General features: G+C 69.2%; 15 protein-coding genes and 4 pseudogenes. 12 read left to right on the forward strand and 7 right to left on the reverse strand.

What is annotated here, in order from left to right; genetic code table 11:
* Window positions 1-18 precede the first annotated feature (18 nt).
* From panC to G4G29_RS01440, 4 genes and pseudogenes are all read left to right on the forward strand, one after another.
* Window positions 19-967: pseudogene (gene panC / locus G4G29_RS01425) on the forward strand (pantoate--beta-alanine ligase).
* On the forward strand, window positions 967-1,359 hold the full coding sequence (gene panD, locus G4G29_RS01430) for an aspartate 1-decarboxylase (RefSeq protein WP_183151582.1): 393 nt from the start codon (window positions 967-969) through the stop codon (window positions 1,357-1,359). The pseudogene panC and the gene panD overlap by 1 nt, the downstream one beginning before the upstream one ends.
* Window positions 1,356-2,239, forward strand: a pseudogene (gene panB, locus G4G29_RS01435) (3-methyl-2-oxobutanoate hydroxymethyltransferase). Before panD ends, panB begins: the two are co-directional and overlap by 4 nt.
* 126 nt (window positions 2,240-2,365) lie before the next feature.
* Window positions 2,366-3,694: an HNH endonuclease signature motif containing protein gene (locus G4G29_RS01440; RefSeq protein WP_244632316.1), complete on the forward strand. Its 1,329-nt coding sequence runs from the start codon at window positions 2,366-2,368 to the stop codon at window positions 3,692-3,694.
* A gap of 53 nt (window positions 3,695-3,747) precedes the next feature.
* On the opposite strand, the gene G4G29_RS01445 is transcribed toward G4G29_RS01440, so the two are convergent.
* The 3 genes from G4G29_RS01445 to G4G29_RS01455 form a co-directional block, all read right to left on the reverse strand.
* The gene (locus G4G29_RS01445) at window positions 3,748-3,957 is read right to left on the reverse strand and encodes a helix-turn-helix transcriptional regulator (RefSeq protein ID WP_183151583.1); all 210 of its coding nucleotides are present in this window, start codon (window positions 3,955-3,957) and stop codon (window positions 3,748-3,750) included.
* Window positions 3,957-4,445: a DUF2975 domain-containing protein gene (locus G4G29_RS01450; protein ID WP_183151584.1), complete on the reverse strand. Its 489-nt coding sequence runs from the start codon at window positions 4,443-4,445 to the stop codon at window positions 3,957-3,959. The genes G4G29_RS01445 and G4G29_RS01450 overlap by 1 nt, the downstream gene beginning before the upstream one ends.
* A 175-nt stretch (window positions 4,446-4,620) precedes the next feature.
* Entirely contained in the window at window positions 4,621-6,318 is a 1,698-nt protein-coding gene (locus G4G29_RS01455; protein WP_183151585.1) for a glycosyltransferase, read from the reverse strand.
* A gap of 57 nt (window positions 6,319-6,375) precedes the next feature.
* Between G4G29_RS01455 and G4G29_RS01460 the strand changes: the two genes are divergently transcribed.
* The 3 genes and pseudogenes from G4G29_RS01460 to G4G29_RS01470 all read left to right on the forward strand — a co-directional run bounded on the left by G4G29_RS01460 (window position 6,376) and on the right by G4G29_RS01470 (window position 10,787).
* Window positions 6,376-7,008: a PadR family transcriptional regulator gene (locus G4G29_RS01460; protein ID WP_183151586.1), complete on the forward strand. Its 633-nt coding sequence runs from the start codon at window positions 6,376-6,378 to the stop codon at window positions 7,006-7,008.
* 45 nt (window positions 7,009-7,053) lie between these two features.
* Window positions 7,054-8,756: pseudogene (locus G4G29_RS01465) on the forward strand (AarF/UbiB family protein).
* Window positions 8,757-8,798: 42 nt separating this feature from the next.
* Window positions 8,799-10,787, forward strand: a complete 1,989-nt coding sequence (locus G4G29_RS01470; protein ID WP_183151587.1) for a BCCT family transporter — start codon at window positions 8,799-8,801, stop codon at window positions 10,785-10,787.
* A 7-nt stretch (window positions 10,788-10,794) separates the two neighbouring features.
* On the opposite strand, the pseudogene G4G29_RS01475 reads toward G4G29_RS01470, so the two are convergent.
* Window positions 10,795-12,406 (reverse strand): annotated as a pseudogene (locus tag G4G29_RS01475) (SDR family oxidoreductase).
* 335 nt (window positions 12,407-12,741) lie between these two features.
* Between G4G29_RS01475 and G4G29_RS01480 the strand changes: the two are divergent.
* The 3 genes from G4G29_RS01480 to G4G29_RS01490 all read left to right on the forward strand — a co-directional run bounded on the left by G4G29_RS01480 (window position 12,742) and on the right by G4G29_RS01490 (window position 14,692).
* Entirely contained in the window at window positions 12,742-13,743 is a 1,002-nt protein-coding gene (locus G4G29_RS01480; RefSeq protein WP_345941139.1) for an MFS transporter, read from the forward strand.
* Window positions 13,744-13,895: 152 nt separating this feature from the next.
* A complete protein-coding gene (locus G4G29_RS01485; RefSeq protein ID WP_183151588.1) occupies window positions 13,896-14,378 on the forward strand; it encodes an SRPBCC family protein in 483 nt (160 codons plus the stop codon).
* Window positions 14,375-14,692 carry a metalloregulator ArsR/SmtB family transcription factor gene (locus G4G29_RS01490; protein WP_183151589.1) on the forward strand — a complete coding sequence of 106 codons (318 nt, stop codon included), beginning with the start codon at window positions 14,375-14,377 and terminating at the stop codon, window positions 14,690-14,692. Before G4G29_RS01485 ends, G4G29_RS01490 begins: the two co-directional genes overlap by 4 nt.
* A gap of 10 nt (window positions 14,693-14,702) precedes the next feature.
* Here G4G29_RS01490 and G4G29_RS01495 read toward each other — a convergent pair whose 3' ends face one another.
* A complete protein-coding gene (locus G4G29_RS01495) occupies window positions 14,703-15,257 on the reverse strand; it encodes a MarR family transcriptional regulator (protein WP_183151590.1) in 555 nt (184 codons plus the stop codon).
* Window positions 15,257-15,496: a hypothetical protein gene (locus G4G29_RS01500; RefSeq protein WP_183151591.1), complete on the reverse strand. Its 240-nt coding sequence runs from the start codon at window positions 15,494-15,496 to the stop codon at window positions 15,257-15,259. The genes G4G29_RS01495 and G4G29_RS01500 overlap by 1 nt, the downstream gene beginning before the upstream one ends.
* 129 nt (window positions 15,497-15,625) lie before the next feature.
* Here G4G29_RS01500 and G4G29_RS01505 point away from each other — a divergent pair, with 129 nt between their 5' ends.
* Both G4G29_RS01505 and G4G29_RS01510 read left to right on the forward strand, forming a co-directional pair.
* Window positions 15,626-16,069 (forward strand): MarR family transcriptional regulator, encoded by a 444-nt coding sequence (locus G4G29_RS01505; RefSeq protein ID WP_183151592.1) that lies wholly within the window; start codon window positions 15,626-15,628, stop codon window positions 16,067-16,069.
* A gap of 69 nt (window positions 16,070-16,138) precedes the next feature.
* Window positions 16,139-16,462: a hypothetical protein gene (locus tag G4G29_RS01510; protein WP_183151593.1), complete on the forward strand. Its 324-nt coding sequence runs from the start codon at window positions 16,139-16,141 to the stop codon at window positions 16,460-16,462.
* A 183-nt stretch (window positions 16,463-16,645) separates the two neighbouring features.
* Here G4G29_RS01510 and G4G29_RS01515 read toward each other — a convergent pair whose 3' ends face one another.
* Window positions 16,646-17,398 (reverse strand): SDR family NAD(P)-dependent oxidoreductase, encoded by a 753-nt coding sequence (locus G4G29_RS01515; protein WP_183151594.1) that lies wholly within the window; start codon window positions 17,396-17,398, stop codon window positions 16,646-16,648.
* Window positions 17,399-17,685: the final 287 nt, after the last annotated feature.

The raw sequence follows: 17,685 nt of genomic DNA on the forward strand, positions 1-17,685 counted from the left end.
CTCCGCACGATCCCCGAGATGCGAGCGGCCGTCGGTCACGCCCGGCGTGAGGGCGCGGCCGTCGGCCTCGTCCCCACGATGGGCGCGTTCCACGACGGGCACCTCTCCCTGATGCGCGAGGCGCGCGCCGCATCCGACCTCGTGGTCGTCTCGCTCTTCGTCAACCCGACCCAGTTCGGTGCGAACGAGGACCTCGGCTCCTACCCGCGTGATGAAGACCGCGACGCCAGGCTCGCCGCGGCCGCGGGTGTCGACATCCTCTTCGCGCCCACGGCATCCGAGATGTACCCCGACGGGTTCGCCACCACCATCCACGTCGCGGGGCTGACCGACGTGCTCGACGGTGCGAGCCGCGGCGCGCACCACTTCGACGGGGTCGCCACGGTCGTCACGAAGCTGTTGGGGATCGTCCGTCCGGATGCGGCGTACTTCGGGCAGAAGGATGCGCAGCAGGTGCTCGTGGTCCGCCGCGCCGTGCGCGACCTCGACCTCGACGTGCGGATCGTCGCCTGCCCGATCGTGCGCGAGACCGACGGGCTCGCCATGAGTTCGCGGAACGTCTACCTCGACCAGGACGCGCGCGCAGGCCACGGCTCTCAACCGCGCCCTCGACGCCGCCACCGACGTGTTCGCGGCAGGCGCGCGGGATGCCGGCAGCATCCTCTCGGCCGCCCGCCGGGTGCTGGGGGAGGCGGGGATCGACCCCGAGTACCTCGAGCTGCGGGATGCCGAGACGCTGCGGCCGCTCGCCCGTGTCGACAGTGATGCACTGCTCGCCGTCGCGGCGCACGTCGGAGCTGCGCGCCTGATCGACAACCACCTCCTCTCCCCTGTCGACACAGCGTCCACCTCCGAGCCGAGTGACATCGCAAGCCCGAGAGCCACCGACCCGAGCGCCACCGACCCGAGAGCCACCGACCCGAGAGCCACCGACCCGAGAGCCACCGACCCGGAGGGCGATGCCTGATGCGACGCACCATGCTCAAGTCGAAGATCCACCGCGCGACCATCACCGACAGCGACCTGAACTACGTCGGCTCGATCACGATCGACCCCATCCTGCTCGAGGCCGCCGACATCCTCCCGCACGAGCAGGTGCACGTCGTCGACGTCGACAACGGCGCCCGCTTCGAGACGTACACGCTCGTCGGCGAGCGGGGCTCCGGTGTCGTCCAGGTCAACGGCGCCGCCGCACGCCTCGTCCACACCGGAGACACGATCATCGTCATCTCGTACGCCGACTACTCGCGCGACGACCTCGCGAGCTACGAGCCTGTCGTCGTGCACGTGGACCGCGGCAACGCGATCATCCAGGTCGACGACGCCGTCGATCGCCTGTTGACGGAGGCCCGCGCATGAGCGCCCATGCCACCACGGCGAAGCGCGTGACACTCGCCGCGCTCGCCGCGAAGAAAGACGCCGGCGAGCCCATCGTCATGGTCACCGCGTACGATCACCCCGGCGCGCAGATCGTCGAGGCGGCTGGCGTCGACGTCGTGCTGGTGGGCGACTCGGCCGCCATGACCGTGCTGGGGTATGAGAGCACCGTGCCGGTAACGATCGACGAGATGCTCATGCTCACCAGGGCGGTGCGGCGTGGGCTGACGAGGCCGCTGCTCGTCGGCGACCTGCCGTTCGGATCGTACGAGGCGTCGGACGAGCTGGCCATCGCGACGGCGCAGCGCTTCGTCAAGGAGGCGGGCTGCGATCTCGTGAAGATCGAGCGCGGCGGCACGACCGTCGACCGGGCGCGGGCCCTGGTGCAGGCCGGCATCCCCGTGGTCGGACACGTGGGCCTCACCCCGCAGACGGCCACGGCGCTCGGCGGCTACCGGGCGCAGGGCCGCACCGCTGACGCCGCGCTCGCCGTGATCGACGACGCCGTCGCCCTGCAGGAGGCCGGGTGCTCGATGCTCGTCGTCGAGGCGATCCCCTCCGAAGTGACGGAGGTCCTGGTGTCGCGCCTCGACATCCCGGTGATCGGCATCGGCGCCGGAGCGGATGCCGACGGGCAGGTGCTCGTGTTCCACGACCTGCTCGGGCTCTACGACGGGGAGCGGCCAAGTTCGTGAAGCGCTACGCCGAACTGCGCGCGGCAGCGGTCGCGGGCGTCGAGGCATATGCGACCGAGGTCCGTGAGGGTGTGTACCCGGCTCCTGAGCACGGCTATGCGATGGCGGCAGGGGAGTCCGACCGGCTGCGGGAGCTGTTGGCTGTCGGCGACTCCCAGAGTCGTTGATAACTTCGAATCTGTGTGAAATTGTGCAGGGAGCTTTCCGAGCACGCCAGGCCTATTCGTGCGGAATCTCGGTATTTGATTCGAAGAAAGTTTCTATACTGAGGTGCCGCCGCGATACCATGAAGCATGTCCACACTGACCGGGTTGCACGAGGCGATGGCTCACCTCGACGCGGCCTGGGCCGGCGCCGATGAGGCGACCGATCTCTCTCGTGAGCAGCTGATCGCCGTCAACGATGCGATCGGCGCGCTGCAGCGTCGGCTCGATGCGGTGCACGTCGACGTGGCTGCGGGCATCACCCATGAATCGCGCCCCGAGCTCGGCCCGGAGAGCCTGGCCAAGCAGCAGGGGTTCCGCACCCCTGCCAAGCTCATCGCCGCGACGACCGGAGTGTCGACCGGCGACGCTCTCCGGTTGGTGAAGGTGGGCGAGGCCACGGCGCCGCGCACCGACCTGATCGGATCACGCCTCCCTGCGCGCTACCCCGTCGTTCGAGAGGCGCTCGGCGCGGGTGTGCTCAGTGCACAGGCGGCGGCCCTCATCATCGCTCTGCTCGAGAGGTGTCGCATCGCGGCCGGAGCCGAGCGCATCGCCGCGGGGGAGCGGATGCTCACCGAGGCCGCGGAAGGATTGGCGCTCGACGACGTCCGCAAACTCATCGTCCGCGCCGAGGCGTGGCTCGACCCCGACGGTGTCGAGCCGAGATCGGAAGAGCAGCGCGCACGCCGTTCCCTCACGCTCTTCGAACGCGACGGGATGGTGCACCTGAACGCACAGCTCGACGCGGAGACCGCGGCTCCGATCGTGACCGCGATTCGCGGATACGTCACGGCAGCCTTCGCCGCGCGCCAGGACGCCCCCGACGGTGCATCACCCGATGCCGACCGGCGCTCCGTGCCCATGATCCAGGCGGATGCTCTGGCCGTCTTCTGCGGACACGTGCTCGGCTGCGAGCAGCGCGTTCCTCTGGCGGGCGCCACGGTGGTCGTGCGGATCCGGATGGAGGAACTGGAGTCAGGCCACGGGTCGGCCACGGTCGACGGCCTCGACCAGCCGGTGAGCGTGGGAGCGGCACGACGGATGGCAGCCGGGGGCGGAGTGATCCCGTGCGTACTCGGAGGGGCGAGCGAGATCCTCGACTGGGGTCGGGAGAAGCGGCTCTTCACGCGAGCTCAACGCCTCGCTCTGGTCGAGAGAGACGGTGGCTGCGCCATGTGCGGTCTACCGCCCGAGATGACGAAAGCGCATCACGTCCGCTGGTGGAGACGAGATCACGGGCCGACCGATCTCTCGAACGGAGTGCTTCTCTGCGAGACCTGTCATCACCGGATCCACGACAACGGGTGGGACATCCGGATCGAAGGGCCGCGGGTGTGGTTCGTGCCGCCCCGATACGTCGACCCCGCGCAGAAGCCACGGCTCGGTGGTCGCGCACGCTTCGACATCGCGGCCTGACGACCGCTGTCGGGGGTCGGTGGGTGATGCTCGGCGCTCCGTGCGGCCGAGCCTCAGGCGTCGGGCTCCCACCGCAACAGATCACCCGGTTGACACTCCAGCACGGCGCACAGCGCGTCGAGAGTCGTGAACCGCACCGCCTTCGCTCGGCCGTTCTTCAAGACGGCGAGATTGGTCGGCGTGATGCCGATCCGGTCGGCCAGCTCGCCGACGCTCATCTTCCTCCGCGCCATCATCACGTCGATGTCGACCACGACCGGCATCAGATCACCTCATCGTCGAGCTCGGAGCGAAGCGACCGCGCCTCGGCATCGCGGTCGATCGCCTGACGCAGCAGGGCCTTCATCACGACGACGAGCAGCGCCACCCCGGCGAGCACGACCCCCGCGCCGCCGATCAATGCGACGAGACCCGGCGCGGCCGAACCCGGAGCGAGCAGTGCCGCGAGGATCCAGGTGAGTGCCGCCGCCACGAGGATCGCCCCGATGATCACATCGACGTACCGGAACGACGACTCGGAGAAGATCGATCCCCGCCGCACCTTCGTCAGCAGCAGCCACACACAGACCCCGAACACCTGCAGCGTGCCGACCCCGAGCACGACGATCGACACCAGCGCGATCCGGCCCCACAGCTCCTCCTGAGCGAGATCCAGCCACAGCAGCGGCACGATGAGCGCCTGCACCACCAGCGACCCCAGCAGCGCGACCGCGATCACGATCCGCAGCACCACGATCGTCACTCTGCTCATGACCCCGCCTTTCGTCGAAGAACAGCAGGAATCTATCGTTAATCGTTCGATCAGGCAAGCGGAGGACACGCGATCTCGACGCCGCCGAAATGCCGCCGAAATGCCGCTGGAGTGCCGCTGGAGTGCCGCCGAAGTGCCGGGGAGGCGCCGCTGGAGTGCCGAGGAGGCGCCGCGGTCAGCGTCGGCGGACGGCCTTGCGCAGTCGACGGATGGCACGGCCGGCAGCATCCTTCATCCGACCACTCGGCCACTCCCGGCGCAGTTCCACGACGCCATCGTCCGCCGCCACGAGCGCGCACGGGCGCCCGGCCAGCATCGGAGAGCGACCGAGACGTGCGAGAGTCGCGGGTTCGGCGTGGAGCGGAACCTCGAACGTCCAGCCCGCACGACGCACTTTCACGATGAGGCGACCGCCGCGGGAGTCGTCCTGCGCGTCGAACACCTTCAGCGGGTCGATCGATACGGCCACCGCGGCGAGGTCGCGGGGTCGACGACCGGCGAGGTGGCGATCATCGCCGGTCTCCTCCCGGAGGAACACGTCCACCCGATCGTTGCGAAGCTCGCGATCGACGACCAGGAGGTCTGCGGGCAGACCGTCGACCGACGACAGCGGCAGCGACGTGAGGCGGGTCGACTTCTTCTGCCCGCTCGCGCTCGAAGCGGTACCCGACGCGTCGGTGACGACCGTCTCGAGCACCAGGGCCTCCCGACCGTCGTGCGTGATGTCGACCCGCAGTGTCAGATACAGGCCTCCGCCCCGCGACCAGCGCGCCGCCGTCACCACGGCCCGACAGGTCAGCCCCGCCTCGAACCCCGCCAGGGCCACGAGATCCGCTCGACGATCCGCGCGGAGCAGCGCGGCACGGATCCGGTTCGGGAAACCGAGACCGCTGTCGACCCCGGGCCCGAAGCGCCTCTGCACCAGCGGTGTGACCACGTCGAGCAGCCGTTCGCGATAGTCGTCGGGATACTTCACCATCCGCCGACCCGCGACCCGCTTCAAGATCTTCCCGCGGAACCAGTGTCGGAGCAGTCGGTCGCGCAGCCGGCCAGGCTCCGTGTGCGCCTCGACGACATCGAGCACCGTCTCGAGGTGCGGGAAGTACGTCTCGGGGTCGATGCGCGCAGAGCTCGCGCTGCCCGGCTCCTTGACCCACGCGTAGCAGGGCACGCTCGCGAGAACCGAGATCGTCGACGCCGCGAAATACGCCTGCATGACGAACAGGTGATCCTCCAGCCGCACTCGTCCCTCAGGGAAGCGGATGCCGTTCTCGCGGAGGAAGGCTGTGCGGAACAGCTTGTGCGGCGTGAGCATCTCGAGCAGCGGATCGGTGCCGAGCTTCGCGTCGGGGATGTCGTGGCGGAAGATGCGGCTCGGAAGGGGGCGACCGATCCCGACCTCCTTGCCGACGACGACGTCGGACGCGTTCGCATCCGCGTAGTCGCACAGCGCCTCGAGCGCGGTGTCGAACAGATAGTCGTCCTGGTCGACGAACTGCACGTACGTCCCCCGGGCGGCGTCGACCCCGTGGTTGCGGGGCATCCCTGGCCACCCGGAATGCGGAAGCGACAGCACCCGCACGTTCGGGCGCGTGCGGGCGACCTCTGCCAGACGCGCGCCCGTCGGCTCGCCCGACCCGTCATCGCACAGCAGCACCTCGAACGCGGCGGGTGCAAGGCTCTGACGATCGAGCGACGCGATCAACGCATCGAAAGACGGACCGGGCCGGAAGACCGGGACGACCACGCTCACTCGCAAGCCGTCTGCCGGCAGCGCATTGTTCTCCCCCGAAGCTGACATCGCTCGAGCTAAACACTGTTTCCTGTGGGTGCCATCGGGCTTGCGCTGCGCCCGGGCGTGTGAAACTCCCACCCCACCCTCAGGGTTAACGATATATCGTTGAGTATCGTTCGCGACTGGGAGGTCATCATGAACAACGCATTCCCCTCCAACCCGTTCGGCGGCAACAGCGGCTCCGGGAGCAACGGCGGCCCCGGCGGCCTCTTCGGCGGATCCGGGTTCGGCACAGGCCCCGGCGGTCCGGCATCCGCGATCTTCGAGGCCATGGACCAGCTGCGCAAGTCGTTCGAATCGCGCCCCTCCGGCGGCTCCCGCATGGCCCGCGGCGATGTCCGCACGGCCGTGCTGTCGCTGCTCGCCGAGAAGCCGATGCACGGCTACCAGATCATCAACGAGATCGCCGAGCGCAGCGGCGGCACCTGGAAGCCGAGCGCCGGCTCCGTGTACCCGACGCTGCAGCTGCTCGCCGACGAAGGGCTCATCGAGGCCGAGGAGCAGAACGGCCGCAAGACCTACTCGCTCACCGAGGCCGGCCGCGCGGTCGCCGACGAGACCACCGAGGCGCCGGCGCCCTGGGAGTCGTCCGGCAAGGACGGCAACCGTGACAACGCCCGCTTCAGCGCCCTCCCCAAGGCCGGCGTCGACCTCGCAGCGGCAGCGGCCCAGGTCGGTCGGAGCGGTTCGCCCGAGCAGGTGCAGCAGACCATCGAGATCCTCGACGAGGCCCGCCGTAGGCTGTACTCGATCCTCGCGCAGGACTGACCGCGCAGTGCGGCATCGGATGGGGGTCTGCGAGAGGACCACGCGATGACGGATGCTGCGGCACAGGGCGTGCACCGCGCCAGGTACCGCCGCATCCTGTCGTTCGCGGGGCGTGAGTTCGTCAAGATCTGGTGGTTCGAACTCGTCCTCCCGCGCTTCGGGATGAGCGGGATCTCCGAGCGCACCCGCGGGCCGCGGATGCAGAGGTTCGCGCGTCGCTTCCACCTCCTCGCCGTCGAGCTCGGCGGTCTCATGATCAAGGTCGGACAGTTCATGTCGTCGCGCCTCGACGTGCTGCCGCCCGAGATCACGAAGGAACTCGAGGGGGGCTTCAGGACGAGGTCCCCGCCGTGCCGACCCCGGCGATCCGCGCGCTCGCCGAAGCCGAACTCGGCATCCCGCTCGAACGCGCCTACGCCTGGTTCGACGACACTCCGGTCGCGGCCGCCTCCCTCGGGCAGGTGCACCGGGCCAGGCTCTCCGCGCTCGACGCCGCAGACACCGGCTTGGACGAGGTCGTGGTGAAGGTGCAGCGTCCGGGGATCGACGAGATCGTGGCGGTCGACCTCGCTGCGCTGCGCCGTGTCGCCCGGTGGCTGACCCGCGTGCGGATCGTGGCCGACCGCGTGGATGCTCCTGCGCTCGTCGAGGAGTTCGCCGCGACCAGCCTCGAGGAGATCGACTACCTGCACGAGGCCGCGAGCGCGGAGCGGTTCCGCGAGAACTTCGCCGACGACCCTCGCGTGGACACCCCGGAGATCGTGTGGGAGCGCTCGACCCGCCGGGTGCTCACCCTGTCGGACGTCACGGCCATCAAGATCAACGACACCGAGGCGTTGCGGGCGGCGGGCATCGATCCGTCCGAGGTCGCCGCGGTGTTCGCCGAGGTCATGTTCGACCAGGTGTTCACGCACAGCTTCGTGCACGCCGACCCGCATCCCGGGAACATCTTCGTGACCCCGGCGCCCTCGCCCGCGGACAGGGGAGGACGGAACTTCCGCCTCACGTTCATCGACTTCGGCATGATGGCCGAGATCCCCGACAGCCTGCGCGGCGGCCTGCGCACACTCCTGATCGCGGTGGCCGGCCGCGACAGCCGAGGCCTCGTCGCGGCCGCGCAGGAGATCGGTGTGCTGCTGCCCTCCGCCGACACTGCCGAGCTCGAACGCGCCCTGACGACGCTCTTCGCCCGGTTCGGCGGCATGGGCTTCGCCGAGCTCAGCAAGGTCGACCCCCGCGAGTTCCGCGACTTCGCGGAGGAGTTCGGCGACATGGTGCGCTCGCTCCCGCTGCAGCTGCCCGAGAACATGCTGCTGCTCATCCGGGCGGTGTCGTTGACGTCGGGGATGTGCAGCGGACTCGACCCCACGTTCAACGTGTGGGATGCCGCGGAGCCGTACGCCGGCCGTCTGCTGCGCGACGAGGGCGGCACCATCGTGCAGGCGTTCACCCGTCAGGCGATGGGCACCATGAACACGACCTGGCGCCTGCCCGGCCGCATCGACGACATCATCACGCGCATCGACGACGGGAACGTCTCGTTCGACACCTCGCGTCTGGAGCGCCGCCTCGACCGGCTCGAGGGCATCGCCCGCCGCATCGCCTCGGGGGTGCTGTTCGCCGCGATGCTCATCGGCGGGGCGCTGCTCGTCCCCTCCCTGCCGCCGCTGGGCATCACCCTGATCTGCGTGTCGGTGCTCCCCCTGCTGCACTCGCTGTTCGCGGGGGTCGGCCGCCGCCCGCGCTAGTCACGGCACGCTGCGGCATATCGCGTGACAGGATGGTCTCCCATGGAGACCCCTGACGAGAAGCCCGACGCACGCTCCGCAGGAAAGAACCCTCCGCGCCCCCGCACGGATGCCGTGGGGACCGACGCGCGAACAGGCGTGAACCGCCTTCCGGCCAAAGCCACCGAGGCCGCGAAGAAGATCGTCCGCGACATCGCGGCCGTCCCCCCGCGCAGCGTGCATCCGGCGCTCGTGCCCGGCGTCTCGGTCGAAGAGACCGGCCGCACGTACCGCACCGACCCGCTCGTGTTCGGGATCGCGCTCACACTCGTCGTGGCCTTCATCGCGTGGGGAGTCCTCGCCGGCGACAACCTCTCGGGCACCACGTCTGCCGTCCTCGGCTGGGTGGTCGAGTACTTCGGGTTCTTCTTCACGACGATCGCCACGATCGTCCTGGTGTTCATGCTGTTCGTCGGCTTCAGCCGGTATGGGCGCATCCCCCTCGGTCGCGACGACGAAGAGCCGCAGTTCTCGATGTTCTCGTGGATCTCGATGCTCTTCGCCGCCGGGATGGGTATCGGCCTCGTGTTCTGGGGCGCCGCCGAGCCGCTGACGTTCTTCGAGACCCCGCCGCCCGGCACGGTCGAGGCGAACACCCTCGAGGCCATGCACACCGCTCAGGCGCAGGTGCTCTACCACTGGGGTCCGCAGGCGTGGTCGTTCTACGCGCTGGTCGGCGGTGCCATCGCCTACGGCGCCTTCCGCCGAGGGCGCACCCCGTTGATCTCCTCGATCTTCGCTCCCCTGCTCGGCGAGGGTCGCACCGCAGGGCCGCTCGGCCGCACGATCGACGTCTTCGCGATCATCGTCACCCTCTTCGGCACGGCCGCCTCGCTGGGGCTGGGTGCCCTGCAGATCGGGCACGGCGTCGAGCTCGTCAGCGGTATCGGCGAACTCGGCAACGGGGTCTTGATCGCGGTGATCGCCGTCCTCACCGCGTGCTTCATCGCCTCCGCGGTGTCCGGCGTCTCGAAGGGCATCCGCGCGCTGTCGAACATCAACGCCGTCATGGCCCTGGTGCTCGCGTTCTTCGTGTTTTTCGTCGGGCCGACGATGCTCATCCTCAACGTGATCCCGTCCGTTGCGGTGCAGTTCGTGGGTGATCTGCCGCAGATGGTCGCGCGCTCCGCCTCGCAGGGCGACGAGGCCCAGGCCTTCCTGTCCGGCTGGACGATCTTCTACTGGGCGTGGTGGATCTCGTGGTCGCCGTTCGTGGGGATGTTCATCGCGAAGATCTCGCGGGGCCGCACGCTCCGTCAGTTCGTGTCGGTCGTGATCCTCGTCCCCTCGGCCATCTCCCTCGTCTGGTTCGCGATCTTCGGCTCGACGGCGATCCAGCAGCAGATGGACGGCGCCGGCCTCATCGTCGATCCGCCGGAGGAGGTTCTGTTCGGGGTGCTCGAGAACCTGCCGTTCCCGCTCATCACCAGCATCCTGCTCATCCTGCTGATCTCGATCTTCTTCATCACGGGCGCCGACTCGTCGTCGCTCGTCATGGGCACCCTGTCGCAGCAGGGGCGCCCGGAGCCGACGCGCTGGGTGACGATCGTCTGGGGTTCGCTCGTCGGTGTGATCGCAGCCGTGCTCCTCGTTTCCGGCGAAGAGGGGAGCGGGCTGAAGTCGCTGCAGAACGTGACGATCATCGCCGCGCTGCCGTTCGCCGTGATCATGGCGTTCATGATGATCGCGTTCATGAAGGACCTGCGGCGCGACCCGATGATCCTGCGCGACCGCTACGCGCGAGCCGCCGTCCGGCACAGCGTCATGTCGGGGCTCGAGGAGTACGGCGACGACTTCGCGCTCGTGCCGGTCGAGTACGACCATTCGGAGGACGACCTCGCCTGGATCGACGAGTCGACCGTCGATGACAGCCTCGCCGAGGTGTACGAGGCTGCGACCGAGGCGATCGACATCATCCCTCCGGCCGACGTGGATGCGGTGGTCGACGCGGCGCTCGACGACGGCCCGGCGGAGCGACCCCGCGCGGACTGACGCGGCGTCATAGCGGGCTCGCGGATACTGGGGAGGCGGCGTCGTCCAGGGAGGCTGCGTCGTCGTGGTGCTCGGCAGCCGCGGTGATGCGGGCAGCCATGCCGGCGAAGATCGCGCCGTGGAAGGGCAGCACGGCGAGCCAGTACAGGCGGCCGGTCAGTCCGCGAGGGAAGAAGATCGCCCGCTGCTCGTAGCGGGCGCCCCTGTCGTCGGGCACGGCGCGCAGCTCGAGCCAGGCCTCGCCGGGCACCTTCATCTCGGCGCGCAGGCGCAGCAGCCCCCGCTCGCCGCCGACGACCCCGTCGCAGCACCCGGCTCCTCGACCGTCTCGACGCGCCAGAAGTCGATCGCGTCGCCCACCCGGGCGACCGTCCGGCTGCGGCGGCCGCGGCGCAGGCCCACCCCGCCCATCACGCGATCCATCAGTCCCCGCACCGCCCACAGGAACCGGGAGGAGTACCAGCCGTTCGTCCCGCCGATGCCCAGGATCACCGGCCACAGCCGATCGACGGATGCCGACGTGGCGAGGGTGCGCGCGTCGGTGAAGACGGTGCGGCCCGCCCAGTCGGGGTCGCTCGGCAGCGGATCGCTGGGCGCCCCGGAGACCTCGGAGTCCTGCCAGCTCGTCTCGACGGCATCCGCGTCGACCCGGCCGAGGGCGAGGTCCACGGCGCGGCGGTACGGGGTCAGGCCGCTTTCCGGTCGGGGGATGAGCTCGTCGACCGCATGATCCTTCATGATGCACTCGTTCTGCAGCGACGCCACGAGCGGGCGGGCGATCGACCGCGGCACGGGCGTCACGAGGTTGACCCAGTGCGAGGCGAGTCCCGGCGTGAGCACGGGCAGGGCGGCGATCGCGCGCTGCGGCAGCCCCGCCTCGACCGCGTAGCCGTTCATCATCTGGCCGTAGCGGAGGACGTCGGGGCCGCCGATGTCGACCGCGCGGTTCACGTCGGCGTCGACCCGGGCGGCGCCGAGCAGATAGTGCAGCACGTCGCGCACGGCGATCGGCTGGATGCGGTTGCGCACCCACTTCGGCGCGGGCATGTAGGGCAGCACATCCGTGAGATGCCGGATCATCTCGAACGACGCCGACCCCGACCCGATCACCACCCCGGCCTGCAGCACCAGCGCAGGCACCCCCGAGTGCAGGAAGATCTCGCCCACGCGTACCCGTGAGCGCAGGTGCGGTGACAGCGCGACATCGTCGGGATGCAGGCCGCCGAGGTAGACGATGCGCCGCACGCCCGCCGCGGACGCGGCCTCCGCCACAGTGGTCGCCGCACGCTCGTCGCTCTCCTCGAACCCTTTCCCAGCGGACATGGAGTGGATCAGGTAGTAGACCACGTCGACGTCGTCCATGGCCGCGGCCACGGCAGCCGCATCGTCGGCCGAGCCCTCGACGATCTCGCAGTCGTCTCCCCACGGGAACGACGCCGCGCGCGCCGCATCCCGCGCCAGCACGCGCACCCGGTAACCGGCGTTCAGCAGTCGCGGGGTCAGGCGCCCCCGATGTAGCCGGTCGCCCCGAGCACGAGCGCGCGGGGCTCGGAGCCGTCGTCGCGGGGGCGGGCACGCAGGGCCTGTTCGCGGCCGGTGGGCTGGGTGAGTTCGGGCATGCCCTGAGCGTAAGCCGGGCGGATGAGGCGAGGAACGGGGTTGCAGAGATCCGCCTCGTTGAGTAGCGCCCGGCACGGTCGACGCACCCGCTCGCCGCCCGGTACGATCGAACGCATGCCCTCCATCGAATCGATTCGATCCCTTCCGGATCAGGCTTCGCGACGCGCCCGCATCGCTGTCTCCGCTCTCTTCCTGACCAACGGCGCCCTGTTCGCGAACATCCTGCCGCGGTACCCGGAGATCAAGGCGGGGCTCGGACTCGACAATCTCGGCTACGGCATCGCGATCGCCGCCTTCCCCTGCCGGCGCCATCGCCGCGGGACTCCTCGCCGCGGTGCTGATCCGCCGGTTCGGGTCGGCGCGCATCGCGGTGATCGGCACCGTGCTCACGAGCATCGGACTGCTGTCGGCCGCGCTCGCGCCGACGGGCGTGCTCTTCGCCGTCGCGCTGTTCCTCGGCGGCGCCTCGGACGCCATCACCGACGTCGCGCAGAACGCGCACGGGCTTCGCGTGCAGCGCCGGTTCGGTCGCTCGATCATCAACGGATTCCACGCGATCTGGTCGATCGGCGCCGTGCTCGGCGGCGCGATGGCCGCTGTCGCGATCGCGCTGCAGCTGCCCCTGGGCGTGCACCTGGGCATCTCGACGGCCGTCTTCGCGACGGTCGCCCTCGTCGCCCTCCGGTTCTGCCTCCCCGGCCGCGACGACGAGACCGAGGCGGATGCCGCGGCCGAACCGGCCGATCTCGCCGACACCGTGCGCCGCGGAGTGACGCCTCGGACCGTGATCGCGATCATCGCCCTGACGCTCATCGCGATGGCGGGCGCCGTCGCCGAAGACGCCGGGAACTCCTGGGCGACCCTGTACCTCGCCGACTCGCTCGGGGCCGCGGCCGCCGTCGCGCCGCTCGGCTTCATCGCCCTGGTCGGGGCGCAGTTCGTCGGCCGCATGATCGGCGATCCCCTCACCGATCGCTTCGGGCAGCGGTGGGTGGCGCGGGTCGGCGGCATCATCGCGGCCGTCGGCATGACGCTCGCCCTGGCGTTCCCCAGCGTGCCAGGGACGATCCTCGGGTTCGCCGCGGTCGGTTTCGGCATCGCGACGCTGATCCCCGCGGCCATGCACGCCGCCGACGAGCTGCCGGGTCTGCGGGCAGGAGTCGGGCTCACGATCGTGTCGTGGCTGCTGCGCCTCGGCTTCCTCCTCTCGCCGCCGTTCGTCGGCTACATCGCCGAGAACGAGAGCTTGCGAGCCGGGCTCTTCGTCGCTCCCGCCGCCGCCCTCGTCGCGGTGCTCCTCGCCGGGTTCCTCGAGAAACGCCGCACGCGCGACTAGCCGGCATCCGTCCGACACGTGAGCCGCTGCCGGGACCTTCGCCGCAGGCTCTGCAACTTGGGGGTTGCATTACGAGGGGGCAAGTGCAACCCTGAAGTTGCAGTTGATCGACCGATCGACGAGAAGTGCAGGAAACCCCGAAAGGACCCATCATGGTGAACATGACCCGCAACCAGGCATCCGTCGTCGACGAGGAGACCTTCTCGGTGCGACGCAGCATCCAGATCGCGGCGCCCGTCGACAAGGTCTGGCGCGCCGTGGCCGAGCCCGAGCACATCTCGCGCTGGTTCGGGCGCACCGTGCTCGACGGCGCGGGCGTCGGCGCCACCGGGACGATGACCTTCCCCGACTACGACGTGATCCCGCTCCGCGTCGAGGAGTACGACGAGCCCCGCCGCATCACGTATCGGTGGAACAACGACGACGCCCTCGGGAAGCTCCCCGACAGCATCGACGAGTCGACCTCGACCGTCTTCACCTTCACGCTCGAAGAGGTCGACGGCGGCACGCGCCTCACGGTCGTGGAGAGCGGATTCGAGCGCACGTCCGAGCCCCGAGCCAACCTCGAGTCGCACCGCACCGGCTGGGACCTGGAGCTCGACAAGATGGTCGCACTGGTGGAAGGCGAAGCATGACCGCAGGAACCCTGACGCCCATGTTCGCGGCACTCGCTGACGAGACGCGCTGGAGCATCCTGGCGGCTCTCGGCGAGGGGGATGCCTCGGCGTCCGCCCTCGCCGGGCGCCTTCCGGTGAGCAGGCAGGCGATCGCGAAGCACCTCGCCGTGCTGCAGGAGGTCGGACTCGTCGAGCCCGTGCGGGCCGGCCGCGAGCTGCGCTTCCGTGTCGTGGGGGCGGAGCTTTCGGCCACCGCGCAGAAGCTCGATGCGATCGGCCGCGAGTGGGACCGTCGTCTCGCTGCGATCAAGGAGATCGCCGAAGGACTCTGAGGTCCGGGGGTCACTCCGACGTCTCGGGGCCTTCGTGGTCGCGGATCACGTCGCGCAGCTCCTGGTCGAGGTCGGAGGCCTCTTCGATCGCCGCCGTCATCCCCGCGAGGAAGCGCGTCACGACGGCGCGCTCCTGGTCGGACAGCTCGTCGACGAGGGTGAGCATCCTGCGGTGCATCGCCCCCAGGGTGGCGCGCACCTCCTCGTCGCTGCTGACGCTCGGCACGATCACGCCGGCGCGTCGGTCCGTCGGGTGTGCTTCGCGGCGTACATGGCCGCCCTTCTCGAGGCGGTCGATGAGCGTCGTCGTCGATGCCGTGGAGATGTCGAGCATCCGGGCGATGTCGATGGGGCGGACGATCCGTCCCGCCCGCTGCTCGCGGAGCAGGAAGCGCAGGGCCATGAGGTCGGTCTCGTTCATCCCCATGGAGGCGCGGGTGCGCGCCCGCATGGCCGTCTCGGCGGATCGATAGCGCCGCAGCATGTTGAGCACGTCGACCGTGCTGATGCTCTCGCCATCGGGGTACCAATAGCCCGAGCGTGCGTAGTCCTGGGACTCGGACATCATGCCACCTCGCCGTCTTCGCTCGCGGCCATCGGCTCCCGCTCCAGCATCTCCACCGCTCCGGTGGCGACCTCCGCCGGGACGATGCGGAGGAACCCGCCCGTGATCGCGTCGTTCTCCGCGACGATGATGCTCTCGATCCGATGCCGGGGAACCGCGGGGAACTGTTCGTGGAGATGGTCGAGCAGCTCGGAGTAGTCGATGTACCTCGCGTCTTCGAGGTTGACTCGCTCGAACATGGCTTCCTTTCGCCGCGGATTCCCATCCTCTCATCCCGCAGACGGCCTGATCTCTCGGTATTTTGCTAGACAGCCCAGTAACCAGTTGAGCGAGGTACCATGGGCGCGGCGGGTATGGGGAGAGGTGACATGGGGAGGACCCTGGAGACCGCGACGTCGGAGCTCGTGCGGAGTGTGGATGAACTGCGTCGCATCGACGCGCAGCTGACGCGACGTCTCGTGGCGCAGCGGCAGCCGAATGAGACCGATCGCGCCGCCATGCGCTGCATCGCGGCCGCACCCACGGATCAACCGGTCACTCCCGGCGATCTCGCGACCCACCTGGGTGTGAGCACGGCGGCTGTCACCTCTGTCATCCGCCGCCTGGCCGACCGCGGGATGATCGTCGTCGCCCCGCATCCCGGCGATGCGCGATCCAAGGTCGTGCGACCGTCGCTGCGTGACCTGCACTCTCCGGCGGATGACATCTCCCGGCGCATCGAACGACTCGAGAGCGAGTTCTCGCCGGAGCAGGTGCGGGTCATCTCCCGGTTCCTTCGGCGCCTGACCGAAGAGCTCGCCGACGCCGGATGAGCCGACTTCCATTTAGCTAGCTAAACTAGTAATCTATCTTCCATAACATCTCTTTCACGAGGAGGGGTCATGGGAAAGCTCAGCTACGCAGGTGAGGCGCAGCGGTTCGAACTCGACGACGAGGTGCTCGCGCATCTCCGATTGGTCACCGTCACGAAGCTGCGCCGGGGGGAGTCGTTCCCGCTCACCGTTCCGACGGACGGCGCGACATCCGAGACGCTGTGGATCCACGCCTCGATCCCGATCCGCTTCGAGGTCCGCGACGACATCGAGCTCAAGCGTCCGCTGCTGGTCAAGATGATGGCCGCGGCGAGTTCGTCGAACGGCCTCGATCTCACCGACATGGAGCTCGCTCCGTCGATCATGGCGCCGCGGATGCCCGCGGTCGCCTGAAGACCCGCCCCTCCGTCGGTCGTGCTCTCGGGCAAAGCAGTGCGACCGTGCGGCGAGGCGAGAGGTGACGCAGCCGGGGGGTGATCGCGTCACCGCACACGACATCCGGCCACCGGGATTCGGGTTCCCGCTGGCCGGATGTCTGTGAAAACCGGATGCCTGTGAGCTCCGGATGCTCCTGGATCAGAGCGCCGTGTAGCCGCCGTCGACCAGGTGGTAGCTGCCGGTGATGAAGCTGGCCGCATCGCTGGCGAGGAACGCGACGAGGTTCGCGACCTCGTCGGCCTGACCCAGGCGTCCGATCGGGTGCTTCGACACGAGGAAGTCCTTGGCCGCGGCGTCCATGCTCGCCAGCAGCGGGGTGTCGATGAAGCCGGGGCCGACCGAGTTGACCCGGACGCCCTGCGCCGAGTACTCGAGAGCGGCCGACTTCGTCATGCCGACGACGCCGTGCTTGGCGGTGACATACGCGGGGGAGCCGGCGAAGCCGACGCTGCCCAGGATCGATGCGATGTTGACCACCGAGCCGCCCCCGTTCGCGAGGATCGACGGGATCTGCGCCTTCATGTTGCGGAACACCGCGTTGAGGTTGATCGCGATGACCTTGTCCCATGCGTCGTCCTCGTACTCCGCCGTCGGCGCGGTGGCGCCGCCGATGCCGGCGTTGTTGACGCCGATGCGCAGCGGCGCGAGCGTGTTGGCGAGCTCGACCGACGACGCGATCCATGCGGCGTCCGTCGCATCGCCGACCGACGCTTCGGCGGTGCCGCCGGCGGCGCGGATCTCCTCGACGACCGCATTCGCATGCTCGGCGTTCAGGTCGTTGACCACGACCGATGCACCGTTCTTCGCCAGCAGGAGGGCGGTCGATCGTCCGATCCCGCTGCCCGCTCCCGTCACGATCGCCGAGCGGTTCGAGACGTCGTACTGAGCCACGAGAGACTCCACTTCCGGGCGGGCGCGGTGCCGGGAGATCTTCTCGGACGGTCCGTCCTTCCTTCCACCCTACGCCCGATTCGAGGCGATGGATTCATGTGAATGGATATCGTGCGTCGACGCGTCGGTCGCCGCGTTACGGCTGCGTAAAACGTTCGGCTCCTCCGGAGGGCGCTCTTGCGCGAAAGAGGATTCACAGGGCAGAATCTCTACCATTGCGAGAATCACCGTTCAGAATGTAATAATTCTGCGGTCGGTGATCCGCTGTCACGGCGCCGACGCGCGAC

It is taken from the genome of Microbacterium sp. Se63.02b (assembly GCF_014171575.1).
GTDB lineage: Bacteria > Actinomycetota > Actinomycetes > Actinomycetales > Microbacteriaceae > Microbacterium.